General features: G+C 75.9%; 13 protein-coding genes. 6 read left to right on the top strand and 7 right to left on the bottom strand.

From position 1 onward, the window contains the following. The first annotated feature begins 5 nt into the window (after positions 1–5). Genes Nocox_RS20075 through Nocox_RS20060 form a run of 4 tightly spaced genes read left to right on the top strand, consistent with a single transcriptional unit; the run spans position 6 to position 14,707 of the window. Positions 6–3,098: a non-ribosomal peptide synthetase gene (locus Nocox_RS20075; protein WP_219495639.1), complete on the top strand. Its 3,093-nt coding sequence runs from the start codon at positions 6–8 to the stop codon at positions 3,096–3,098. Further along, the gene (locus tag Nocox_RS20070; RefSeq protein WP_219495637.1) at positions 3,095–9,526 is read left to right on the top strand and encodes a non-ribosomal peptide synthetase; all 6,432 of its coding nucleotides are present in this window, start codon (positions 3,095–3,097) and stop codon (positions 9,524–9,526) included. The genes Nocox_RS20075 and Nocox_RS20070 overlap by 4 nt, the downstream gene beginning before the upstream one ends. Further along, positions 9,523–13,461 carry a non-ribosomal peptide synthetase gene (locus tag Nocox_RS20065; RefSeq protein ID WP_020542775.1) on the top strand — a complete coding sequence of 1,313 codons (3,939 nt, stop codon included), beginning with the start codon at positions 9,523–9,525 and terminating at the stop codon, positions 13,459–13,461. Before Nocox_RS20070 ends, Nocox_RS20065 begins: the two co-directional genes overlap by 4 nt. Continuing rightward, on the top strand, positions 13,439–14,707 hold the full coding sequence (locus Nocox_RS20060; protein ID WP_020542776.1) for an MFS transporter: 1,269 nt from the start codon (positions 13,439–13,441) through the stop codon (positions 14,705–14,707). Before Nocox_RS20065 ends, Nocox_RS20060 begins: the two co-directional genes overlap by 23 nt. Before the next feature lie 31 nt (positions 14,708–14,738). Here Nocox_RS20060 and Nocox_RS20055 read toward each other — a convergent pair whose 3' ends face one another. From Nocox_RS20055 to Nocox_RS20025, 7 genes are read right to left on the bottom strand one after another with little or no spacing between them, the layout of a single operon-like run. Next, complete coding sequence (locus tag Nocox_RS20055) at positions 14,739–15,776, bottom strand: LLM class flavin-dependent oxidoreductase (protein ID WP_020542777.1); 1,038 nt, start codon at positions 15,774–15,776, stop codon at positions 14,739–14,741. Between the two features lie 28 nt (positions 15,777–15,804). After that, the gene (locus tag Nocox_RS20050; protein ID WP_020542778.1) at positions 15,805–17,052 is read right to left on the bottom strand and encodes an MFS transporter; all 1,248 of its coding nucleotides are present in this window, start codon (positions 17,050–17,052) and stop codon (positions 15,805–15,807) included. Then, positions 17,049–18,167: a GntG family PLP-dependent aldolase gene (locus Nocox_RS20045; RefSeq protein ID WP_020542779.1), complete on the bottom strand. Its 1,119-nt coding sequence runs from the start codon at positions 18,165–18,167 to the stop codon at positions 17,049–17,051. Before Nocox_RS20045 ends, Nocox_RS20050 begins: the two co-directional genes overlap by 4 nt. Then, positions 18,164–19,420, bottom strand: coding sequence for an ATP-grasp domain-containing protein (locus Nocox_RS20040; protein ID WP_026214257.1), 1,257 nt, complete (start codon positions 19,418–19,420; stop codon positions 18,164–18,166). Before Nocox_RS20040 ends, Nocox_RS20045 begins: the two co-directional genes overlap by 4 nt. Further along, on the bottom strand, positions 19,417–20,505 hold the full coding sequence (locus tag Nocox_RS20035) for a PLP-dependent cysteine synthase family protein (protein ID WP_211212623.1): 1,089 nt from the start codon (positions 20,503–20,505) through the stop codon (positions 19,417–19,419). Before Nocox_RS20035 ends, Nocox_RS20040 begins: the two co-directional genes overlap by 4 nt. Beyond that, on the bottom strand, positions 20,502–21,431 hold the full coding sequence (locus Nocox_RS20030) for a GHMP family kinase ATP-binding protein (protein ID WP_063711621.1): 930 nt from the start codon (positions 21,429–21,431) through the stop codon (positions 20,502–20,504). Before Nocox_RS20030 ends, Nocox_RS20035 begins: the two co-directional genes overlap by 4 nt. After that, the gene (locus Nocox_RS20025) at positions 21,428–23,008 is read right to left on the bottom strand and encodes a lyase family protein (RefSeq protein ID WP_084685577.1); all 1,581 of its coding nucleotides are present in this window, start codon (positions 23,006–23,008) and stop codon (positions 21,428–21,430) included. Before Nocox_RS20025 ends, Nocox_RS20030 begins: the two co-directional genes overlap by 4 nt. Positions 23,009–23,142: 134 nt before the next feature. Here Nocox_RS20025 and Nocox_RS43710 point away from each other — a divergent pair, with 134 nt between their 5' ends. Both Nocox_RS43710 and Nocox_RS20015 read left to right on the top strand, forming a co-directional pair. Then, complete coding sequence (locus Nocox_RS43710) at positions 23,143–23,892, top strand: helix-turn-helix domain-containing protein (RefSeq protein ID WP_157382997.1); 750 nt, start codon at positions 23,143–23,145, stop codon at positions 23,890–23,892. After that, positions 23,889–24,536: a LuxR C-terminal-related transcriptional regulator gene (locus tag Nocox_RS20015; RefSeq protein ID WP_020542783.1), complete on the top strand. Its 648-nt coding sequence runs from the start codon at positions 23,889–23,891 to the stop codon at positions 24,534–24,536. Before Nocox_RS43710 ends, Nocox_RS20015 begins: the two co-directional genes overlap by 4 nt. Positions 24,537–24,555: the final 19 nt, after the last annotated feature.

The raw sequence follows: 24,555 nt of genomic DNA, 5'->3' as shown, positions 1-24,555 counted from the left end.
CCCAGGTGACCGGCACGTACGCCTTTCCCGCCTCGTTCGCCCAGGAACGGCTGTGGTTCCTGGCGCGGCTCGATCCCGGCGCGCCCGCGTACCACATCAACGCCGTGATCGAGCTGCCCGAACGGGATGACCCGGACCGGTGCGAGCGCATGCTGCGCGAACTGGTCCGGCGGCACGAGACGCTGCGCACCGCCCTCGCGGTCGAGGACGGGAACCTCGTCCAGGTCGTCCAGGTCGAGCTGCCGGTCACCCTCCCCCGGACCGACCTGCGCGACCTGCCGCCCGAGCGGGCCGAACGCGAGTTCGGCGCGCTCGCGCAGGAGCTGGCGCGGCGGCCGTTCGCGCTGGAACGGGCGCCGCTGTGGCGGGCGCACCTGGTGCGGATGCCGGGCGGGGCCGCGCAGCGGCTGGTGTTCGTGGTGCACCACGCCGTGTTCGACGCCCGCTCGGCCACCAACTTCGCCGCCGAGCTGGAGGAGCTGGACGCCGCCTGGGCCGAGGGCAGGCCGCCCCGGCTGCCCGAGCTGCCCGTCCAGTACGCCGACTACGCCGCCTGGCAGCGCGAGCACCTGGCGGGCGGGGTGCTCGCCGCCCAGCTCCGCCACTGGCGGGAACGCCTCGCCGGCCTGCCGTCCGACCTGGGGCTGCCCGCGGACCGGCCGCGGCCGGCGGTCCGCGGGCACGCCGGGGCCGAGCACCACCTGGCGCTGCCCGCCGACCTGACCGCCGCGCTCGAAGCGCTGGCCAGGCGGCACGGGGCGACGCTGTTCATGGTGCTGCTCGCCGGGCTGAAGGCGGTGCTGTCCCGGTACGCCGGTCAGCGCGACGTCGTGGTGGGCACGCCGGTGGCCGGGCGTGACCTGCCGGAGTTCGAGCCGCTGCTCGGCATGTTCGTCAACACGCTGGTGCTGCGCACCGACCTGGGCGGCGACCCGGAGTTCGGGGAGCTGCTGGGGCGGGTGCGGGAGACCGTCCTCGACGCGCTGGACCACGCCGAGGTCCCGTTCGACCGGCTGGTGGAGGCGCTCCAGCCGGTCCGCGACACCAGCAGGACGCCGCTCTTCCAGGTGGGCTTCAACCTGCTGCCGATGAGCACGCGCGGCCAGTTCCCGAACGGCACCGCCCAGCTCGACCTCAACGTGGACGTCGTCAGGACCGCCGGCGGCGCGGGCGTCTACGTCGAGTACAGCACCGACCTGTTCGACGCCGCCACGATCGCCCGCCTGGCGGGCGCGTACCGGCTGGTGCTGGAGGCCGCCGCCGCCGATCCCGGCACGCGGCTGTCGGAGCTGCCGCTGATGACGGCGGCGGAGCGGCACGAGCTGCTGACCGGCTGGAACGGCACGGCGGCGGCGTACCCGGAGCGGACCCTGCACGAGCTGGTCGCCGAGCAGGCGGCGCGCACCCCCGGCGCGGTGGCGGTGCGCGCGCCGGACGGCGAGGAGCTGACCTACGCCGAGCTGGACGCCCGCGCCGGGGCGCTGGCCGGGCGGCTCGCGGCGGCGGGCGTGCGGGCCGAGACGTGCGTGGCGCTGTGCCTTCCGCGCGGGGTGCCGCAGGTCGTCGCGCTGCTGGCGGTGCTGCGGGCGGGCGGGTGCTACCTGCCGCTGGACGCGGCGTATCCGGTGGAGCGGCTGGCGTACCTGCTGGCCGACTCCGGGGCGGCGCTGCTGGTCACGGAGTCCGCGCAGCTCGACCGGCTGCCGGAGGAGCGGCCGCCGGCGCTGCTGCTGGACGCGCCCGAGCCAGCGGTGGCAGAGCCGTTGTCCTCGGTGGGGCCTGACCACCTCGCGTACCTGATCTACACCTCCGGCTCCACCGGCCGGCCCAAAGGGGTGCAGGTGCCACACCGCGGCGTGGTCAACCTGGTCACGGACGTGATCCGGCGGCTCGGCGGCGGCAGCGTCCTGTACCTGACGTCGCTGTCGTTCGACATCGCGGCGCTGGAGATCTTCACGCCGCTGCTGTCCGGCGGCACGCTGGTGATCGCGCCCGAGGACGCCGCCCGCACCCCCAAGGAGCTCCGCCGGGCCGCGGAGGACGCGGACCTGGTGCAGCTCACCCCGTCGGTGGCGAGCCTGGCGGTCGAGCACCTGCCGCCGGGGCTGCCGCGCGCCGTGCTCGGCGGCGAGCCGCTGCCCGTGGACCTGGCCGCGCGGCTGCTGGACGTCGCCGGGGAGCTGTGGAACTTCTACGGGCCCACGGAGACGACCATCTGGTCGACGGCGTACCGGGTGCCGCGCTCCCCGGCGGCGATGCTGATCGGGGGGCCGCTGGCGAACACGACCGCGTACGTGGTGGACCGGGAGCTGCGGCCGGTGCCGGTCGGGGTGCCCGGCGAGCTGCTGCTCGGCGGGGACGGAGTCACCCGCGGCTACCACCGGCGGGCCGCCCTCACCGCGGAACGCTTCGTCCCCGACCCGTTCGGCGCGCCCGGGGGACGTCTCTACCGCACCGGAGACCTCGTCCGCCGGCACGCGGACGGCCACCTCGAATACCTCGGCCGGATCGACCACCAGGTCAAGATCCGGGGCGTCCGCATCGAACCCGACGAGATCGCCGCCGTCCTCACCGAACATCCCGCCGTGCGCCGCGCCGTCGTCACCGTGCGCGACGACGCGCCCGGCGGGCGCGGACTCGTCGCCTACACCACGGGCACCGCACCTGAGGACCAGCTGCGCGCCCACCTGCGCGCCCGGCTGCCCGACGCCATGATCCCCGCCGCCTTCGTCACCCTCACCGACCTGCCCGTCCTGCCCAGCGGGAAGCTCGACCGCAACGCGCTCCCCCCGCCGAAGGACACGGCGGAGGGCGGGGGGTTCGTGGCGCCGCGCACACCGATGGAGGAGACCCTGGCGGGCATCTGGGCCGAGCTGCTCGGGCGGGAGCGGGTCGGGGTGACGGACGACTTCTTCGCGCTGGGCGGCCACTCGCTGCTCGTGGTGCGGCTCATCGGGCGGATCGACGCGGCGTTCGGGGTGGAGCTGCCGCTGCGGCGCTGCTTCGACGCCACGACCGTCGAGGAGCAGGCGCTGGCGGTGCTCGAAGAAGGGCTGAGCGAGGCCGACCTGCTGGAACTGCTGGAGGAGGAGCGGTGAGCGACGGCAACGGGGTACGGGCGCGGCTGGCCGGGCTCAGCCCGGAACAACGCGCCGCGCTGGAGGCCCGCCTCGCGCGCACCCGCGCCGGCCGGCGACCCGGCCAGGACGCCGGCGCCCCTGCCGGGGAGCCACCGGCCGGAGCGCAGGCCGGCGGAGCGCCGCCGGACAAGGCGTCACTGGACGGGGCGTCGGCGATCGGGGTCCCGGCGGACCTGGGGCCGGCGGACGGGGCGTTGTCGGATGCGCAGCGGCGGCTCTGGGTTGTCGATCAGCTTGATCCGGGCAATCCGGCCTACACCTTGTCGTGGGCGTACCGGATCGTGGGCGAGCTGGACGCGGCCGCGCTGGCGGCGGCGTTCGACGCGCTCGTGGACCGCCACCCGATCCTGGCCCACGTCGTCGAGACCCGCGACGGCGAGCCCCGGCAGGGCCCCGGCCGGGTGCGGCCCGCGTTACGGACCGAGGAGATGTCGGCCGCCGAGGCCGACGCCGCCGCCCGCGAGGAGGCCCGCTTCGCCTTCGACCTGGGCGGCGGCCCGCTGACCCGGGCCCGCCTGCTGCGCGTCGCCTCCGGCGACCACCGGCTGATCCTGACCCTGCACCACATCCTGGCCGACCGCTGGTCGGTGGCGATCCTGCTGCACGACCTGTTCCGGCTCTACGCCGGCGAGCCCCTGCCCCCGCCGCCCGCGCCGTACGCCGGCTACGTGGCCTGGCAGCGCGAACGCCCCGCCCGCGAGCGCGACCTGGCCTACTGGCGGAAGGCGCTCGACGGCCTGCCCGACGCGCTCGACCTGCCCGCCGACCGGCCGCGCCCGCCGATGCAGTCGAACCGGGGCCGCCGCCTGCTGTTCGAGCTGGACGCCGGCCTCACCGCCGGCCTGCGCGACCTGGCCGCCGGGCAGCGCGCCACGCCGTTCATGGTGCTGCTCGCCGGGCTGCAGGCGCTGCTCGCCCGCTACACCGGGCAGCCCGACATCCCGATCGGCACGCCCGTCTCCACCCGGCCGCACGACACCCTGGACCGGACCGTCGGCCTGTTCCTCAACACGGTGGTGCTGCGCGGCGACCTGTCCGGCGATCCGGCGTTCACCGAGCTGGTACGCCGAGCCCGGGAGCGGACGCTGGACGCGTTCGAGCACGCGGGGCTGCCGTTCGAGACGCTGGTCGAGGAGCTGTCGAGCGGCCGGGACCTGTCCCGCAACCCGCTCTTCCAGGTGATGCTCGCCTACCAGAACACGCCCGAGCCGCCGGGCGAGCTGCCCGGCCTGCGCCTGGAACGCCTGGACGTGCGGCCCGGCACCGCCATGTTCGACCTGGACCTGATCGTGGAGGAACGCCGGGACGGCTCGCTGCTGTGCGTGCTCGACTACGCCACGGACCTGTTCGACGACGACCGGGCGCACCGGCTGGCCGCGCACCTGCGCACGCTGCTGGAGGCCGCCGTCGCCGCTCCGCACCTGCGGTTGTCGGAGCTGCCGCTCATGGACGCGGCCGAGCTCCACGACACCCTGCACGCCGGGAACGGCGCGGTCGTTCCCTACCCGGAGCGCGGCATCCACCATCTGGTGGCCGAGCAGGCCGCGCGCTCGCCCGGCGCGAGCGCCGTCGAGGGCGAGGACGGGGCCGTCCTGACGTACGCCGCGCTGGAGTCCCGCGCGAACGGCCTGGCCGCCGAGCTGCGGGCGCTCGGCGTCGGCAGGGAGACGCGGGTCGGCGTGTGCCTGCCGCGCGACCCGGACCTGGTGGTGGCGCTGCTGGCGGTGCTGAAGGCGGGCGGCTGCTACGTGCCGCTGGATCCCGGCTACCCGCCCGGACGGCTGGACGAGCTCGTCACCGACTCCGGCGCCGCCCTGGTGCTCACCGTCGCCGCCCTCCGAGATCGCCTGCCGGGCGCCGCACGTGTCCTCCTCCTGGACCAGGCGGCCGGGGAGAGCGGGTCAGCGGTTGAGGTGGGTTTTCATCCGGATCAGGCCGCGTACCTGATCTACACCTCCGGTTCGACCGGGCGGGCCAAGGGGGTGGTGGTGCCGCACCGGGGGCTGGTGAGCCTGCTGGGCGACGTGCGGGAGCGACCGGGGCTGACGCCCGGCGCGCGGTTCCTGTTCCTGACGTCGGTGTCGTTCGACATCGCGATGGTCGAGATCTTCGGCCCGCTGGTGACGGGCGGGACGGTCGTGCTCGCCTCGGCGGCCGGGGTCGAGCGGGCGCACGAGCTGATCCGGAGCGGCGCGCTGCACACCGTCCAGGCCACGCCGTCGGTCCTGGAGGGCCTGCTGCCCGCCCTCGCGCACGGGGTGCCGCGGGTGATCAGCACGGGCGAGGCGCTGCCCGGCCCGCTCGCGGCCCGCCTGCTGGGCGTCGCGGGCGAGGTGTGGGACCTGTACGGCCCCACCGAGACCACCGTGTGGTCCACCAGGCGGCGGGTCACCGACGGGCGGGGCGGTTCGATCGGCCGGCCGGTCGCCAACACCACGGCCTACGTGGTGGACCGGGAGCTGCGGCCGGTGCCGGTCGGGGTGCCCGGCGAGCTGCTGCTCGGCGGGGACGGAGTCACCCGCGGCTACCACCGGCGGGCCGCCCTCACCGCGGAACGCTTCGTCCCCGACCCGTTCGGCCCCCCAGGCGGACGTCTCTACCGCACCGGAGACCTCGTCCGCCGCCACCCCGACGGCCACCTCGAATACCTCGGCCGGATCGACCACCAGGTCAAGATCCGGGGCGTCCGCATCGAACCCGACGAGATCGCCGCCGTCCTCACCGAACATCCCGGCGTGCGCCGCGCCGTCGTCACCGTGCGCGACGACGCGCCCGGCGGGCGCGGACTCGTCGCCTACGTCACCGGCACCGCCGACCACGACGGCCTGCGCGCCCACCTGCGCGCCCGGCTGCCCGACGCCATGATCCCCGCCGCCTTCGTCACCCTCACCGACCTGCCCGTCCTGCCCAGCGGGAAGCTCGACCGCAACGCGCTCCCGTCGCCGCGGGCCACGGCCGCGGAGCGGGCGTCCGTGGCGCCGCGCACGCCGGCCGAGCGCGTCCTGCACGCGGTCTGGGCCGAGCTGCTCGGGCGGGACGACTTCGGGGTGGAGGACGACTTCTTCGCCCTGGGCGGCCACTCGCTGCTGGCCATGCGGCTGGTGGTCCGGCTGAGGGAGGCGTACGGCGCCGAGGTGACGCTGCGCCGCTGCTTCGCGACCCCGACCGTCGCGGCCCTCGCCCCGCTCCTGGGCGGCGCGGGCGGCAAGGCGGAGCCGATCCCGCCCGCGCCCGCCGGGCCGGTACGGCCCTCGCACGCGCAGGCCCGCCTGTGGTTCCTCGACCAGCTCGACCCCGGCAACCCGGTCCACAACGTGGCCTGGGGCGAGCGGCTGACCGGCCCACTGGACGTGGCGGCGCTGACGGCCGCGTTCGACGACCTGGTGGACCGGCACGACGCCCTGCGCCTGGTCGTCGCGGACGAGGACGGCGAGCCCGTCCTGCGCGAGGGCGGCCAACGGCCGCGCCTGGCCGTCCGGGCGGGCGAGGACGTGGGCAGGGAGGAGGCGCGGCACCGCTTCGACCTGGCGGCCGGGCCCCTGGCGCGGGCCGTCCTGGTCCGGCGGGGCGCGCGCGAGCACGACCTGTACCTGACCCTGCACCACGTCGTCGCCGACCGGTGGAGCCTGTCGATCCTGCTGCGCGACCTGATGGAGCTCTACCGGGCCCGGGTGACCGGTTCCCCGGCGGAGCTGCCGGCGTTGCCCGCCCGCTACCGGGACTTCGCCGCCTGGCACCGGGCGCGGGTCGCGGGTCGGACGGCGGACCTGGCGTACTGGAAGGACGCGCTCGCCGGGCTGCCCGGCAGCCTGGACCTGCCCGCGGACCGGCAACGGCAGGGGCGGGCGAGCGGGGACGGGCGGCGGCTGACGTTCCCGATCGACGCGGCGACGACGGCGGCGGCGCACGCCCTGGCGCTGGAGCGGCAGGTGACGCCGTTCATGGTGGTGCTGGCCGCGTTCCAGGCGGTGCTGGCCCGCTACACCGGGCGGGCCGACATCCCCGTCGGCACGCCGGTCTCCGGCCGGTCCCATCCGGACGTGGAGGAGCTGGCCGGGCTCTTCCTCAACACGCTGGTGCTGCGCGGCGACCTGTCCGGCGCGCCGAGCTTCGCCGAGCTGCTGGCGCGGGTGCGCGAGCGCGTGCTGGACGGGCACGAGCACGCCGAGCTGCCGTTCGAGGTGCTGGTGCAGGAGCTGGCCGAGGAGCGCGACCTGTCACGCAACCCGCTGTTCCAGGTGATGCTCGCCTACCAGAACGTGCCGCCCGCGCCGCCGGACGTGGCCGGGATCGCCCTGCGCACCCTCGACGTCGATCCCGGGGTGGCGCAGGCGGACCTGCACCTGGTGATCGAGGAGGCCGGCGACCGGCTCACAGGCGTGCTGCACTACGCGACCGACCTGTTCGACCACGACCGGATGGAGCGCTTCGCCGACCACTTCCGCGCCTTGCTCGCCGCCGCGCTCGCCGAGCCGGAGCGGCCGGTCGCCGACCTGCCCCTGCTCACCCCGGCCGAGCTGGAGCTCGTGCGCCGGGCCAACGACACCGGCGTGCCCGTCCCCGACGCGGCCCTGCCTGAGCTGCTGGCGGCGCAGGCCGCGCGGACCCCGGACGCGCCCGCCGTCCGCTGCGACGGCGTCTGGATGACCTACGGGGAGTTCGCCGGCCGGGTGAACCGGCTGGCCAGGCGGCTGCGGGCGCTCGGGGCCGGCCCCGGGGACGTCGTCGGGGTGTGCCTGGAGCGCGGGACGGACCTGGTCGTCGCCGTGCACGCGGTGGTCGCGGCCGGGGCGGCGTACCTGCCGCTGGAGCCGGACCATCCGGCCGGGCGGCTGGCGGGCATGCTCGCCGACGCGGGCGCGCGGCTGGCCGTCACGACCGGGGCTCTCGCCCACCTGCTGCCGGCCCCGTCGGTGCTGCTCGACCGGGACGCCGGCGCGATCGCCGCCGAGGACGGCGGGCCGCTCGATGTCAGGCCGCATCCGGACGACCTGGCGTACGTGATCTTCACGTCGGGTTCGACCGGCCGGCCCAAGGGCGTCGGCGTCTCGCACCGGGCGATCGTCAACCGGCTGCGCTGGATGCAGGACGTCTTCCTGCTCACCGGGGACGACCGGGTGCCGCTCAAGACGCCGTTCTCGTTCGACGTGTCGGTGTGGGAGCTGTTCTGGCCGCTGATGACCGGGGCGGGGCTGGTCGTCGCCCGGCCCGGCGGGCACGCCGACCCCGCCTACCTGGCGGACCTGATGGAGGGCGAGTCCGTCAGCCTGGCGCACTTCGTGCCGTCGATGCTGGACGCCTTCCTCGCCGAGCCCGGCCTGGGGGCGCGGCTCGGCGCGCTGCGCGCCGTGGTCTGCTCGGGCGAGGCGCTGGGCGCCGGACTGGCCGGCCGCTTCGCCGCCGCGCTGCCCGGCGCGTCCCTGCACAACCTGTACGGGCCGACGGAGGCGGCGGTGGACGTCACCTGGCATCCGTACGAGCCGGGCGAGCGGACGGTCCCGATCGGGCGGCCGGTGCCGAACACCCGGCTGGAGATCCTCGACGACCGCATGAACCGGGTCCCTGCCGGGGTGCCCGGCACCCTGTGGATCGGCGGCGTGCAGCTCGCCCGCGGCTACGTCGGCCGCCCCGCGCTGACGGCCGAGCGGTTCGTGCCCGACCCGTACGGGCCGCCGGGCGGGCGGCTGTACGACACCGGCGACCTGGCCCGGTGGCGGCCCGACGGCGAGATCGAGTACCTCGGCCGGGCCGACCACCAGGTGAAGATCCGCGGCATGCGGGTCGAGCTCGGCGAGATCGAGGCGGCGCTGGCGGCCCTGCCGGGCGTGCGCGCCGCCGCCGTCCGCGCCGTCGCCGACCCCGCCGGCCTGCGCCTGGCCGGCTACGTGGTCCCCGCGGACCCGGACGATCCCGGCGGCGGATGGGATCGGCTGCTCCGCGACACGCTGCCCGGCCACCTGATCCCGGCGACGTGGACGGTGCTCGCCGAGCTGCCGCTCAACCGCAGCGGCAAGCTCGACAGGAACGCCCTCCCCGACCCCCGGGCGGCCGGGGCCGCCGGGCACGCCGAACCGGAGGGGGCGGCCGAGCTGGCGGTCGCCGCCGCCTGGCGTGGCGTGCTCGGGCTGGAGCGCGTCTCGGCCCACGACAACTTCTTCGCCGTCGGCGGCGACTCCATCCGCAGCCTCAAGGTGGTCGCCCGCCTGCGCGAGGCCGGGTACGCGGTCCGGCTGGAGCAGCTCTTCCGCCACCAGACCGTCAGGGAGCTGGCCGGGCGGCTGGGAACCGCCCCGGCCGGCGAACCCGCTCAAGACCCACCGGAGCGGCCGTTCGGCCTGCTCAACCCCGAGGACCTGGCACGACTGCTGGAAGGCGAGGCGCGATGACCGTGACGACGGGAGCCGCGCGCGGCCTGGAGGACGCCTATCCTCTGGCCGCGCTGCAGGCGGGGATGCTCTACCACAGCGCGTACGAGCCGGACGCGGCCACCTACCACGACCTGACCACGCTCACCCTGCGCGGCCGGTTCGACGCCGGGGCGTTCCGCGCGGCGCTGGCCGAGGTGACCGCCCGCCATCCCGTCCTGCGCACCTCGTTCGACCTGACCGGGTTCAGCGAGCCGCTGCAGCTCGTGCACCGCGCGGCGACGCTGCCGCTGGAGGTGACGGACCTCTCCGGGGATCCGGAGGCCGGGCGGCGGCTGGCGGCGTGGTCGGAGGCGGAGAAGCGGCGGCCGTTCGACTGGGCGTCGCCGCCGCTGGCCCGCGCGCACGTGCACGTGCTGGGGGCGGAGCTGTTCGCGTTCAGCCTGAGCTTCCACCACGCGATCCTGGACGGGTGGAGCGTGGCGGCCCTCGTCACCGAGCTGCTGCGGCGCTACCACGGGCACCTGAGCGGCGAGCCGCTGCCGGTCGCCGCGCCCGGCGCGGCCTTCCGCGAGCTGGTGGCCGCCGAGCGCGCCGCCGTGGCCGCGCCGGAGACGCGGGCGTTCTGGCGGGAGCGGGTGGCGGACGCGCCGGACACGCGGCTGCCACGCCTGCCGCACTCGACGGACTCGACGGGCTCGACGGATGCGCACGGCTCACCCGGCTCGCGCGGCGAGCCGGGGGCCGAGGTGCTGCGGCTGCCGCTGCCCGCGGAGCTGCTGGAGCGGCTCGGCGCGGCGGCCAGGGAGCTGGCGGTGCCGCTGCGCACCCTGCTGCTGGCCGCCCACCTGCGGGTCCTCGCCCTGGTGACGGGGGCGAGCGAGGTCATGACGGGCCTGGTCACGCACAGCAGGCCGGAGCGCGAGGCCGGCGAGGAGGTCCTCGGGCTGTTCCTCAACACCGTGCCGCTGCGCCTGGACGTGACCGCGCCGACGTGGGCGGCGCTGGCGCGGGAGGTGTTCGAGGCGGAGGTGGCGCTGCTGCCGCACCGGAGGTACCCGCTGTTCGAGATCCAGCGGGACGCGGGCCGCTCCCCGCTGCTGGACGTGCTGTTCGACTTCCGCGACTTCCACGTCTACCAGGGCGTCCCCGCGGCGGGCGGCCCCGGGGTCGAGATCGTGGGGCAGGACTTCTTCGAGCAGACCGACGTGCCGTTCGCCGCCGCGTTCAGCCGCTCGCGCGAGCACGGCGGCTTCGACCTGACCCTCACCTACGACCGGGCGCAGTTCGACGCCGGGCAGGTCGCGCGGATCGGCGAGCACTACCTGACCGCGCTCGCCCAGGCCGCCGATCCGGCCGCCGACCCGCGGCCCGCCGAGCCGTACCTGGACCGCGACGCCGCCGCGATCGGCGGCTGGAACGCCACCGCCCGCGACTGGCCGGAGGCGACGCTGCACGAGCTGATCGGCGAGCAGGCCGCCCGCACCCCGGACGCGCCCGCCGTCTGCTACGACGGCGAGTGGATCACCTACCGCGAGCTGGCCGGGCGGGCCGGGGCGGTCAGCGCCCGGCTGGCGGCGGCCGGCGTCCGGCCCGGCGACGTCGTCGGCGTCCATCTCGAACGCGGCCCCCTCCTGCTGCCCGCCCTGCTCGGCGTGCTCGGGGCCGGGGCCGCCTACCTGCCGCTGGAGCCGGGCCTGCCGGCGGAGCGGATGGCGTACATGATCGAGGACGCGGGGACGCGCACGGTGCTGACCGGCGGCGCGGCGGACCTTCCCGAGGGCGTCGCCCTGTCCCTCGACGATCTGGGGGAGGAAACCCGGCCGCCGGTGCGGGTGCCTCCCGACGCGCTCGCGTACGTGATCTTCACGTCGGGGTCCACCGGCCGGCCCAAGGGCGTCGGCGTCTCGCACCGGGCGATCGTCAACCGGCTGCGCTGGATGCAGGAGGCGTTCGGGCTGGGCGCGGACGAGCGCGTGCTGCACAAGACGCCGCTGTCGTTCGACGTGTCGGTGTGGGAGCTGTTCTGGCCGCTGATCACCGGCGCGGGGCTGGTGGTCGCCGAGCCGGGCGCGCACCGCGACGGCGCCCGCCTGGCCGGGCTCGCCGCCGCCCACGGCGTCACCACCATGCACTTCGTGCCGTCCATGCTGGAGCTGTTCCTCGACGAGCCCGAGCTGCCGCCGCTGCGCCGGCTCATCTGCTCCGGCGAGGCCCTGGGCGCGGAGCTGGCCGCGCGCTGCCACGACCGCCTGCCGGGGACCGGGCTGCACAACCTGTACGGGCCCACGGAGGCGGCCGTGGACGTCACCTGGCATCCGTACGAGCCGGGCGAGCCGCTGGTGCCCATCGGCCGGCCGGTCGCCAACACCCGGCTGGAGGTGCTCGGCGCGGACGGCCGGCGGGTGCCCGTCGGCACCCCGGGTGAGCTCTGCCTGGGCGGCGTGCAGCTCGCCCGCGGCTACGTGGGCCGGCCCGCGCTCACGGCCGAGCGGTTCGTCCCCGACCCGTACGGGCCGCCCGGCGCCCGCCTCTACCGGACCGGCGACGTGGCCCGCTGGCTGCCCACGGGCGAGGTCCAGTACCTCGGCAGGACCGACTTCCAGGTCAAGATCCGCGGCCAGCGGGTGGAGCTCGGCGAGATCGAGGCGCTGCTGGCCGCCGACCCCGGCATCCGCGCCGCCGTCGTCGTGCTGCGCGGCGACCGGCTCGTCGGCTACGTCGTCCCCGAGAACGACGAGGGCGACGGGCCGGTCGATCCCGCCCCGGCGCTGCGCAGGCGGCTGCCCGAGCACATGGTCCCCACCGCCTGGGTACGGCTCGACGCGCTGCCCGTCACCGCCAACGGCAAGCTCGACCGGGCCGCGCTGCCCGACCCTGGCGAGAGCGGGCGGGCGCCGTACCTGCCGCCGCGCGACCCGTTCGAGGCCAGGCTCGGCACGCTGTGGGAGGAGACGCTCGGCGTGGACGCCGTCGGCGTGCACGACGACTTCTTCGCCCTCGGCGGCCACTCCCTGCTGGCCCTGCGCCTCACCATGCGGCTGCGCAAGGAGCTGGGCCGCGAGGTGCCGCTGTCGACGGTGCTCACCGCGCCGACCGTCGCCCTGCTGGCCGCCGAGCTGCGCCGCCCGCAGGACAACGACGGCGCGCCGGCGCGGATCGTGCCGCTGCGGCCGACCGGCGGGCGCGACCCGGTGTTCCTGTTCCACGCCCTCGGCGGGCAGGTCTTCCGCTACCTGCCGCTGACCCGGCACCTCGGCCCCGACCAGCCCGTCTACGCCGTGCAGGCGGCCGGGCTCGCCCCCGGCGAGCGGCCGCACGCCACGCTGGCGGAGATGGTGGACGACTACACCGAGCACCTGCTGAAGGTGCGGCCGCACGGGCCGTACGTGCTGGGCGGCTACTGCATCGGCGGCAACATCGCGCTGGAGACCGCCCGCCGGCTGCGCGAGCTGGGCGAGGAGGTGCCGCTCGTCGTCCTGTTCTACTCCGACGCCGACGAGCCGGTGCTGCGCGCCTCGCTGGAGGACGACGCGGTCCTGCTCACCCACGCCCTGGCCGGCGGCAACGTCCAGGTCGACCTGGACGAGCTGCACCGGATGAGCCCCGACGAGCGGCTGCTGGCCGTGATCGACGCCGCCTCCCGGGCGGGCACCCTGCAGCCCGACACCGCCGACCTGCGCCAGGCCCGCCGTTTCGTCGAGGTCTTCCGCGCCAACGCGCACGCCGTCGGCCACTACCGGCACGCCCCCTACGACGGGGACGTGCTGCTGTTCTCGCCCGCCGCGGAGGGCGTGCCGCCCGACGACATGGGCTGGCGGGACGTCGTCACCGGCCGCCTGCGCATCTCGCCCATCCACGGCGAGCGCTTCACCGTCATGTACGAGCCCCGGGTCGCCCTCGCGGCCGCCGAGCTGAGGAGCAGCATCGATCATGGCCTCACCCCCAACGACTGAGCCGGCCACCCTGTGGCGCGACCGCGACTTCCTGAAGTTGTGGAGCGGCGAGAGCCTGTCGCTGGTCGGCTCCCAGGTGACCGTGCTCGCCATGCCGGTCGTCGCCTACCTGTGGCTGCACGCCTCCGTCGCCGAGATGGGCGTGCTCGGCGCGCTGGCCAGGCTGCCCATGGTGCTGTTCTTCGTGGTCGGCGTCTGGGTGGACCGGATGCGGCGGCGGCCGGTGCTGATCTGGAGCGACGTGATCCGCGCGTTCATGCTGGCCACGGTGCCGGTGCTGTTCGTCATGGACCTGCTGACGCTGTGGTGGCTGTACGTCGTCGTGTTCGTCATGGGCGTCTTCGGGGTGCTGTTCGAGATCGCCTACCGGTCGTACCTGCCGGCGCTCGTCGCTCCCGAGCACCTCGGTGACGGCAACAGCAAGCTGCAGCTCAGCGACTCGGTGTCCAAGGCGGTCGGGCCGAGCCTCGCCGGGTTCCTCATCGCCACCCGGTCGGCGCCGCTGGTCATCATCGTGGACGCGGTCAGCTACGTCCTGTCGGCGCTGTTCCTGGTCTCCATCCGCAAGCGCGAGGACCCGCCGCCGCCCGACGCCGGCGGCTCCATGATCGCGGCCATCCGGGCCGGGTTCGGCTGGGTGATGGCCCATCCGGTGGTCCGGCCGCTCGCCATCGCCAGCGCCGTCTACTCCTTCTTCGACATCGGCATCCTGCAGACGCTGCTCATCCCGTACGTGATCGAGGGCCCCGGCGTGCCGGCCGGCTGGGTCGGCGGGGTGCTCGCGGTCGGCGGGGTCGGGGCCGTCGCCGGGGCGTGGCTGTCGGTGCGGCTGATGAAGCGGGCCGGGCCGGGGCCCACCATGTTCTGGTCCACGGTGATCGGCAACAGCGCGCTCATCCTGGTGCCGCTGGCGGGCGGCCCGCTGTGGCTGGCGATCGGCGTGCTCGCCTTCTCCCAGCTGCTCGTCGGGCTGTGCACGCAGATATTCGTGGTGAACAACATCACCGTGCTGCAGTCGGCGACGCCGCGCGAGCTGGTCGGGCGGGTCATCGCCACCATCTGGGCGATGGGGCTGGTGCCCGCGCCGCTCGGCGCGCTCGTCGCCGGGCTGCTCGGCGAGGCCGTGGGCATGCGGCCGGTGGTGCTGGTCGCGGCGATCATCGGCGCGATCGTGCCGATGATCGTGCTGGCGCTGTCGCCGATCCCCCGGATGAAGGAGATGCCGCAGGCCCCCGCCGCGGCGTGAACCGGGCCGGCGGGGCCGAGGAGGGCCGGGCTCAGGCGTTGAGCTCGGCCAGCCAGCCGAGCTGGTCGGCGCGGTCCTCCACGGTGGGCGCGTTCAGCCCGACGATGAGCCGGGTCGCGCCCGCCTTGCGGTAGTCCTCCAGCCGCTCGCGCACCCGCGCGGGCGTGCCGCACAGCGTCAGGGCGTCCACGAGGTCGTCGGGCACCTCCTCCATCGCCTCGCCGAGGTCGCCGTCGAGGTAGGCGTCGCGCACGCGGGCCGCCGCCGGGCCGAACCCGAGGCGGTGCGCCAGCCGGTTGTAGAAATTGACCTGCCGGGTGCCCATGCCGCCGAGGTAGAGCGCGAGCATCGGCCGGACCAGGTCTCGGGCGTAGTCGGCGTCGTCGTCGACCATGGCCATGACCATCGGCGAGACCTCCACCCGGGAGGCGTCCCGGCCGGCGCGGGCCGCTCCGGCGCGCAGGTGCTCCATCGTCTCGGCGAGGTGCTCGGGCGGGAAGTGGATGGGCAGCCAGCCCTCGGCGATCTCCCCCGCCAGCGCGACCGCCTTCGGCCCCATCGCGGCCAGGTGAACGGGCAGCGGCCGCTGGACGGGCGAGACCGTCATGCTCAGCGCCTTGCCCCGGCTGTCCGGCAGCGGCAGCACGATCTCGGGGCCGGCGTGCTCGACCGGGCGGCCCGCGAGCGCGGTGCGGACGACGGCGACATAGTCGCGCAGGTGGGCCAGGGGCCGCTCGTAGCGCTGGCCGTGCCAGCCCTCGGCCACCTGCGGGCCGGACGCGCCGAGCCCGAGCAGGAACCGGCCGCCCGAGATGCGGTCGACCGTGGTCGCGGCCATCGCCGCCGCGATCGCGGTGCGGCCGGTCACCTGGAGCACGCCGGTGCCGAGGGCGATGCGCTCGGTTCCGGCCGCCAGCCAGGCCATCGTGGTCACCGGGTCGACGCCGTAGCCCTCCGACGCCCACACCGAGTCGTAGCCGAGCCGTTCGGCCTCGCGCACCAGCGTGAGCTGGGCGTCGTGGCCGGCCGCCACGGGGCCGAGGGTGCCGATGCTGAATCCGAGCCGCACTGCCGCCTCCTCCTGTGCCGATCTTGTCCTACTCTCCCGCAGAAGCCACGCGGGGGCCAGGGGCGCTTCGCGGCGGGGCCGTCTCCTCGGGTCCGACCTGGGTCAGGACGACGACGGCGGCGACGGCGGTGAGGGCGGCGGCGGTCCAGAAGACCGCGGGGACGCCCGCCACGGTCCCGAGCGCGCCGGCGGCGGCGGCCCCGATCGGCATCGCGCCGTTGCCGATGAGCCGGCAGGCGGCGTTCACCCGGCCGAGCAGGTGCTCGGGGATCAGGCGCTGGCGCAGCGACACGGCGACCACGTTGGTGACGGCGTTGGCGGCGCCGATCCCCGCCGCGGCGGCGAACACCGCCGCGGGGACGGGAGCCAGCAGCGGGACGAGCAGCAGCGCGGCGCCGGCCGTCGTGACCGCCAGCAGGGCCCGCGCCTCCCCCGCCAGGGCGGCGAGCGGGGCGGCCAGCACCGAGCCGAGCACCGCGCCGACCGCGAGCGTGGTCGCGACCAGGCCGTAGGTCTGAGGGGTGAGGCCGACCCGGGAGCCCGGGCCGACCACCCACAGCACGAACACCGCGAAGTACGCCCCGTTGGCCAGGTTGCTGAGCCCGGTGAACGCCGCCAGGCCGCGCAGCGCGGCGTGCCCGCCGAGGTGGCGCAGCCCCACACGGATGTCGTCACGCAGCCGCGCCCCCGTGGTGTCCTGCCCGGCGGCGAACCTGCCGCGCAGGCCGAGGAGCAGCAGCGCCGCCAGCGCGTACAGCAGCGCGGCGCCGCCGAAGACGAGGTACGCGCCGAGCGCCGCGAGCACCCCCGCCAGCGGCGCGCCGAGGAAGTGGTTGCCGAGGGTCTGCACGGCCGTCAGGCGGCCGTTGGCCGCGGCCAGCCGGTCGCGGCCCACCGTGGCGGGCAGCACCGACTGGGCCGCGGTGTCCGCGAACACCTCCCCCGCCCCGGCGAGCAGCACGGCCGCGACGAGCAGGGGCAGGTCGAGCAGCCCGAGCCAGGCGGCGAGCGCGGCCCCGGCCAGGACGGCGGCGCGCGTCCACGCGGCCAGGATCATGATCGTGCGCCGGTCGTGGCGGTCGGCGAGCGCGCCCGCCGGCAGCGCCAGCAGCAGCCACGGGGCCGTGGCCGCCGCGCTCACCAGGGAGATCAGCAGCGGGGAGCGGGTCAGGGAGACGGCCAGCAGCGGCACGCCGACCAGCAGCAGGCCGTCGGCCAGGTTCGACGCCCCCGCCGACCCCCACAGAAACCGGAACCCCCGCCCCAGCCCACTCACCGCCCACCCCCCGGCGTCGGGACGGGCGGGGTGAGCAGGGCGCGGAGGACGTTCACGGTGTGGTCGATGTCGGTGGTGGTGACGCCGGCGTGGGTGACGGCGCGGATGCGGCCGTGGCCCAGCTCCTCCATCCGTACGCCGCGCTCCCGGGCGGCGTCGATGAACGAGCGGGTGGTGTGGCGCGGGTCCCGGACGCGGAAGAACACCATGTTCGTGGCCGGCGGGCCGGGATCCAGCTCCAGGCCGGGCAGGCCGGACAGGCCGCGCGCCAGCCGGGCGGCGTTCTCGTGGTCCTCGGCCAGCCGGCCGGTCATCTCGGTGAGGGCGAGGATGCCGCAGGCGGCGATGACGCCGGCCTGCCGCATGCCGCCGCCGAGCAGCTTGCGGATCCGCCGCGCCCGCCCGATCGCGCCCGCCTCGCCCACGAGCAGCGAGCCGATCGGCGCGCACAGGCCCTTCGACAGGCAGATCTGCACGGTGTCGGCGGGCGCGGCGAGCTCGGCCGGGGTGACCCCGAGCGCCGTGGCCGCGTTGAACAGCCGGGCGCCGTCCAGGTGCAGCGCGGCCCCGTGCCGCCGGGCCAGCCCGGCCGCCTCGGCGAGGTAGGCGGGGCCGACGGGCACCCCGCCGCACCGGTTCTGCGGGCTCTCCAGCGCGACCAGGGCGGGCACCGCGAACTGCGGGTCGGCGCGGTCCACGGTCAGCGCCTCCTCCAGGTCGGACAGCAGGATCGTGCCGTCGGGCTGGTTGGGCAGCGGCTCGTACACGACGCCGCCGCACACGGAGGCGCCGCCCGCCTCGTACACGTAGAGGTCGGACTCGCGGCCCACGACGGCCTTGCCGCCGCGCGGGCAGTGCGCGAGCACGGCCGCCAGGTTGGCCATGGTGCCGCTCGGCATGAGGCAGGCGGCGTCCTTGCCGAGCAGGCCGGCGGCCAGCCGTTCCAGGCGGGCCACGGTGGGGTCCTCGCCGTAGACGTCGTCGCCGAGCGGGGCGCTCGCGGCGGCTTCCAGCATCGCGGGCGTCGGCAGGGTGAAGGTGTCGCTGCGCAGCTCCACGTACGTGCCGCGCTCCCCGGCGGAGGCGGGGGCCGGAGGGCCGGTCAGTGTGGTCATGCGGATCCCCTCGTCGGGTCGAGCGTGAGCTTGAGGCTGGAGAGCGCCCGTTCCAGCGCCCGGTCGAGCCCGGCGTGGGTCGGGGCGCCGGCGATGGCGTAGCCGAGCCGGTCGTAGCTGCTGCGGGCGGCGCGGACCCGCGCGCCGGGGGCGGCGGTGACGGTCACCTCGGCCACGCCGGGCACCCGCCGCGCCTCGCGTACGCCCCGCACCTCCCGCAGGACCGCCTCCTGGCCGTTCAGGCACTCGGGGGCCAGCAGGAACGCGATCCCGGTCGGCGTGAACGCCTCGGGCAGCGACGGGTACGGCAGGCCGACGGCGGCCCGCAGGTGCGCGTCCAGCAGGTCGAAGCCGCAGGAGCGGGCGATCACGGCGGGGATCATGCCGCCGGCCGGGCGGGCGTTGATCTCCACGACGTAGCCGCGGCCGTCGATGAGCTTCATCTCGACGTGCGTGACGCCGTGCGTGACGCCGACGGCGGTGAGGGCACGGCGGGCGGTCTCGACGAGGGTGGCGGCGTCGGGCGCGGGCAGCGGCGCGGGGAAGACGTGCCCGCGCTCGACGAAGTGGGGCGGGCTGGTCACCCGTTTGGCGACGATGCCGGCGCACTCGTGCCGCTCCCCCGAGCTGAGCATCTCCAGGCTGAACTCGGGGCCGCTCAGGTAGCCCTCCACCAGGGCGGTCGCGGCGGCGGGCTGGCCGCGTACGTTGACGGGCGCGCGCACGATCGCCTCGACGGCGGCCACCGCCTCGTGGGCGGTCGAGCAGAGCCGCACGCCGTAGGAGCCGGTGTCGTCCACCGGTTTGACCACGCAGGGCAGGGCGATGCACGACAGGGCGGCCAGCACCTGTGTCTTCAGGTCGCCGCGGCCGTCGACGAACCGGAAGACCGGCGACGGCAGCCGGGCGGCGGCCAGCAGCCGCCGCGTCCTGCCCTTGTCGCGGCAGGCGGCCATGGCCTGCGGGGGGTTGCCCGGCAGGCCCAGCTCGGCGGCGGCGCGGGCGGCGAGCGTGACGTAGAACTCGCTGGTGGTGGTGACGCCGGCGAGGTCGCCGACCTGCTCGCGCAGCGTCCCGGCCAGGCCGTCGCCGCCGGTGTCGCAGACGAGCGTCCGCGCTCCCGTCGCGGCCAGCCCGCGGTAGCGGGAGGGGTCGGCCGTGGCCAGCACCGGGGTCAGGCCGAGGGCGGCGGCCCTGCGGAGGGCCAGCATGCCGGACCCGGTGGTGTTGGACTCGACGAAGACCAGGTTCATGCGTACTCCCGTTCGCGGCCGAGCGTGGCGTACGACCAGCTCTCGGCGGTGTCGGCGAGGCCGATGCGGCGGGGGGCCACGGGCGGGCGCAGGTCCGTCAGGCCGTGCGCGGCCCGGTAGGCGGGGTCGTAGATGGTGTGGGCGTACCGGTCGCCGCGGTCGGGGAAGATGACCACGACGGTGGCGGACGGGCCGAGGCGGGCGGCCAGCCAGCGGGCCACCACGTACGCCGAGCCGGAGCTGTTGCCCGCGAAGACCGTCTCGCGGGCGGCCAGCTCCAGCGTCGCGGCGAACGCCTCCCGGTCCGACAGCCAGTGCACCTCGTCGATGACGGAGAAGTCGACGTTGGCCGGCACGAGGCTGTTGCCGAGGCCGCTCTGCAGCCTGCGCGGCTCGTCGGGCTGGCCGAAGATGACGCTGCCCGCCGCGTCCACGGCGACGACGCGCAGGCCGGGGTTGGCGCGGCGGAGCGCGCGGGCCGTCCCGCAGAGGGAGCCGCCGCTGCCGACCGGGCCGACGAGCACGTCCACGCGGGGCAGCTCGGCGGTCAGCTCGGCGGCGAGGGCCTCGTAGGCGGCGGGGTTCTGCGGGTTGTCGTACTGGCGGGGCCAGAACGCGCCCGGGTTCGCGGCCATGACGGCGCGCAGCCGCTCCAGGCGGGCGCTCTGCCAGCCGTTGGCCGTCATGGCGGGCACCACGTCGAGCGTCGCGCCGAGCGCCGCCAGCTTGGCCTTGGTGATGGCGTCCATGCGGGGGTCGGTGACGATGTGCACCGGGTGGCCGAGGTAGCCGCCGACCAGCGCCACGCCCATGGCGAGGGTGCCGGAGGAGCTCTCGACGACGAGGCCGCCCTCGCGCAGCGTGCCGTCGGCGCGGGCGGCGAGGATCGACTGCTTGGCGACCCGGTCCTTCATGCCGTACGGGTTGGCCAGCTCCAGCTTGGCGTACACGGGGGCGCCGCCGCCGGGGCGCAGCAGCAGCAACGGGGTGCGGCCGATGGCGTCCACGGCGTCGGCGCGCAGGGTCGACGCCCAGGCGGGGTTCGGGGCGGGGATGGGGGCGGGGTTCGGGTCGTTCTGTCTCATGCTCGGCTCGTGCTCCTGCAGACGATGAGCGGCCGTCCCAGCCGCTCCAGTTCGTTGAGTGCGCGGGCGAGCTGCGTCCCGTGCCGCGGGTCGTCGCGGGACAGCAGGAGGCCCAGGCAGGTGCCGCTGTGCCCGACGACGACGCCCAGCGCGCCGACGTCGCGGCCGATCTCCTCGACCTCGGCGAGGTGGGGCTTGGCGTTGAAGGTCTGGAACAGGCGGGCGCTGGCGGAGGAGACCCGGCCGACGGCGGCGAGGTCTCTGTCGTGCACGGCGGCCGTCAGCTCCTCCAGGAGCTGGCCGTAGCGGTCGGCCCAGTGCGCGGGGATGGGCTTGCGGGTGCGGTTGAAGGCGACGGTGTCCACGGTGGCGGCGCTGTCCGCGTCGTCGCCGTCGTCGATGCCGGCGATGGTGAGCTGCGGCAGGGCGCCCATCCGGCGGTGCAGCCTGACCTCGCGGTGGAAGAACGCGGTGATCCCGGGGTGCATGACGCCGTCGGACGGCTCGATCCCGGCCATCAGCCGTTGCAGCAGCCGGTTGGGCAGCTTGAGCCGGAAGGCGGCGTCCACCGCGCGGGCGGTGGCCACGAGGTCGGCGGTGGAGCTGGCCATGCCCTTGCCCTCGGGCAGCGCGCTGTTGATCATGAGCCAGCCGCCGGGGGGCGCCTCATAGTGGGCGAGGATCGCGGTGGCCAGGCGCTGCGACTTCGCCTTGTGCGGCGGGGAGACGATCACCTGGTCGAGCTGCGGGTCGGGCTCGAAGGCGGCCTCCACGTAGAGGTCGACGGGGAAGGTGACGAGGAAGTCGGTGCCGGGGCGCAGGATGCCCTGCAGCAGCTCGCCGAAGGTGCCGGGGGCGCGGCCCCGGCCCACGCCTCCCGATCGTCCGCCGGCGGCCCGTCCTGCGGCTTGGAGGTGGATGGTCATGACGGCCGCTCCGCGTCCGGTGTGTTGAGGCTGGGGGTGGGGACGCCGGTGAAGCTGGGAGTGGGGACGGCGGTGGGGATGGGGGCGGTGGGGGTGGCAAGGGTGGTCCGGTGGTGGGCGGACTGGAGGCGGGCGGTGTGGGTGGCCGCGGCGAGGTCGGCGGCGGCTAGGCGGTCGGTGGTCTCGGCCAGCAGTCGCTCGACCCGGTCCGGGCGGGTGGAGCCGTCGGTGACCCGGCGTTCCAGCGAGGTCGCTGCGTCCAGGTCGGCGCGCAGCCGCGGCTCGTCGGGCGGCACGTCGTGGCCGAGCGCGGCGCACGCGGCCGTGAGGCCGGCGGCGGTGAGCAGGCCGGGGGTCAGCTCGGCGTCCTCGCCGAGCCCGCGGGCGGCGGCGGCGATCCACCGGCCCACGGCGACCTGGGCGGTCCTGGCGGGGACGCCGTGCTCCAGGGTGAGCCGGTTGGCCACGGTGGAGGTGGTGGACGGCTCCGCGCCCGCGGCGCGGGCGGCCCGGCCGGCGCGGAGGCGCAGCCCGGCGACGGCGGTCTCGGTCAGGCGCAGCATGGTGTCGCCGGTGCTGAAGAGGTCCTCCAGGAAGCGGGTGCTCTCCTTGGAGACCTCGACGAGGTTGGTGTAGCCGGTGTTGCGCTGGCCGATCATCAGGTCGGTGGCCAGGCCGACGAGGTGGCCGGTCATGCCGCGGGCGCGTTCGAGCACCGGGAAGTTGCGCTTGTGGGGCATGGCCGAGGAGATGCCGGCCAGCTCGTCGGGCAGGTCGAGGAAGCGGCAGCTCGCGCCGCTCCACCACAGCAGGTCGGTGAGGAAGCGGCTCAGCGTGGTGCCGAGCACCGCCAGCTCGGCGGCCGAGCGCAGCACCCACGCGCGGGAGGCGACGGAGGTGAGCGCGTGCGGCTGGGGGGCGGCGAAGCCGAGGGCGTCCGCCAGCCGGCGCCGGTCCCACGGGAGTTCGAGGCCGGCGAGGGCGCCGGCGCCGAGCGGGCAGAGGTTGACGGCGTCGGCGAGGGCGTTCATGGACTCGGCCGCGCCGGTGGCCGCCTCGGCGAGCGCGGCCAGGTAGAAGCCGAGCGTGACGGGGTGGGCGCTCTGGTGCTGGGTGTAGCCGGGCATGAGGGAGGTGGTGTGCCCGGCGGCCACCCGTACGGCGGTGCGGGCCAGCTCGCGGACGCCGGCCGCGGTGGCCTGCAGGCGTTCGCGGCCCAGCATGAGCTGCGCGCACGCCTGTACGTCGTTGCGGCTGCGGTCCACGTGCCAGGCGGGGGCCGTCCCCTCGGGGAGGCGGGACTGCACGGCGCGTTCCAGCGCGAACAGGGGGTCGGACATGGCGGCCGTACGCTCGGCCGCGAGGTCGCCGGGGGTGAGGTCCAGCAGGGCCGCGCGGACGCGCCCGGCGGCGTCCGCGTCGAGCAGGCCCATGCGGGCGTACTCGGCGAGGTGCGCCAGTTCGATCCAGACGTAGTGCCGCAGCAGCTGGCGCGCCTCCCAGTCGAACCGCTGCGCCAGCACCGCCTCCTCCAGCAGCGCGGCGGGCGCGCGCTCTATTCGTCCTGTGGGGAGCATGGGCTCACCGTGCCAGCGGCGCGATGGCCGGGCCAGGAAGAATGACCGGCGATATCGCCCCGGTAACCGGGGCAATGTTCACCGATAACGCGGCCTTCGTACGGTTTGTCCATCGTGTTGGGACGGGAGGACCTGTGACGGCCGCACTGTTGTCCGACAGCTTGTTGTCCGACAGCCAGCTCTTCGCCCGGCTGCTGCGCACGCATCGGGACCGGGCCAGGCTCACGCAGGAGGAGCTGGCCGAGCGCGCCCGGATGAGCGTGCGCGCGCTGCGCGACCTGGAGCGGGGGCGGACCCGGTTCCCGCACCGTACGTCGATCCTGCGCCTGGCCACGGCCCTGGAGCTGAGCGGCGAGGACCGGGTGACGTTCGAGACCGGGCTGCGGCGCGTGCCCGCCGCCCCGCCGTTCGCGCCGCCGCCCTGGGAGCCGCCGGCGGTGAGCGACGTGGTGCCGCTGGCCCTGGTGCCGCTGCTGCGCGAGGTGGAGGAGACGGTCTCGGCGGCCTCCGGCGGCGGGGAGCCCGCCGTGGTGGCCGTGACCGGCGCCCCGGGGACCGGCGCTCTCGGGACGGGCGCCGGGCGGACCACGTTCGCCGTGCAGTGCGCGCATGTGCTGCGGGTCCGGCTGGGCGTGCGGGCCGTCTTCGTGGACCTCGCCGCCGACCGGCGCGAGCCGGAGGAGCTGCGCGCCGCCGTACGCCGTGAGCACCTGGACCGCACGCTCGGCGGGCAGCGCTGCCTGCTGCTGGCCGACGGCGCGGCGTCGGCGGCCCAGGTCCGCCCGCTGCTGGCGCTCGGGTTCACCGGCGTGCTCGTCACCAGCGGCGCGCCGCTGCCCGGCCTCGCCGTGACCCGGCGCGTCGCCCTGGAGGCGGGCGCATGACGGCGGTCCGGGTCCTGCTGTGCTACCCGGAGCGGCTGCTGCGCACCGCGCTGCGTTCGGTGCTGGAGACGGACGCGGGCGTCAGGGTGGCCGGCGAGGCCGGCGACGGCTTCGAGGCGGTCGCCAAGGCCCGCGGGCTGCGGCCCGACGTGGCCATCGTCGACGAGGCGCTGCCCGGCCTCGACGGCATCCAGGTGATCACCCGTCTCGGCGGCGACCCGCTGGCCGAGCAGGTGCGCACCATCTTCCTGACCGAGCGGCCCGACGCGATGTTCGAGGCGGTCCAGGCCGGGGCGAGCGGCTTCCTGCTGCGCTCCAGCGACCAGGACGAGCTGGTCTGGGCGGTACGGGCGGTGGCGGCGGGCGAGGCGTTCCTCGCGCCGCGCGCCGCCAGCATGTTCCTGCGCCACTACCGCCGGCGGGGCGCCCGCCACCAGGCGGCCAAGGTGGCCGAGGGGCTGACCGAGCGGGAGCGCGAGGTGCTGGTGCTGGTGGCCGACGGGCTGAACAACACCGAGATCGCGGCCAAGCTGTACGTCAGCGAGGCGACGGTGAAGTTCCACATCTCCAACCTCCTCAGCAAGCTCCAGGTACGCGACCGGCTGCAGGCCGCCGTGTACGCCCACAAGGCGGGCGTCGTCTGACCGCCGCCCGCCCCGTGGC

The organism is Nonomuraea coxensis DSM 45129 (genome assembly GCF_019397265.1).
Classification (GTDB): domain Bacteria; phylum Actinomycetota; class Actinomycetes; order Streptosporangiales; family Streptosporangiaceae; genus Nonomuraea; species Nonomuraea coxensis.
The sequence above is the reverse complement of the archived record's forward strand: the minus strand, read 5'-3'. Positions and strand labels throughout refer to the sequence as shown.

Coding starts and splice junctions, on each gene's coding strand:
- Nocox_RS20060 (WP_020542776.1), top strand. CDS start 13,439: ATGGCCTCACCCCCAACGACTGAGCCGGCCACCCTGTGGCGCGACCGC.
- Nocox_RS20030 (WP_063711621.1), bottom strand. CDS start 21,431: ATGACCATCCACCTCCAAGCCGCAGGACGGGCCGCCGGCGGACGATCG.
- Nocox_RS20040 (WP_026214257.1), bottom strand. CDS start 19,420: ATGAACCTGGTCTTCGTCGAGTCCAACACCACCGGGTCCGGCATGCTG.
- Nocox_RS20065 (WP_020542775.1), top strand. CDS start 9,523: ATGACCGTGACGACGGGAGCCGCGCGCGGCCTGGAGGACGCCTATCCT.
- Nocox_RS20025 (WP_084685577.1), bottom strand. CDS start 23,008: ATGCTCCCCACAGGACGAATAGAGCGCGCGCCCGCCGCGCTGCTGGAG.
- Nocox_RS20035 (WP_211212623.1), bottom strand. CDS start 20,505: ATGAGACAGAACGACCCGAACCCCGCCCCCATCCCCGCCCCGAACCCC.
- Nocox_RS20045 (WP_020542779.1), bottom strand. CDS start 18,167: ATGACCACACTGACCGGCCCTCCGGCCCCCGCCTCCGCCGGGGAGCGC.
- Nocox_RS20015 (WP_020542783.1), top strand. CDS start 23,889: ATGACGGCGGTCCGGGTCCTGCTGTGCTACCCGGAGCGGCTGCTGCGC.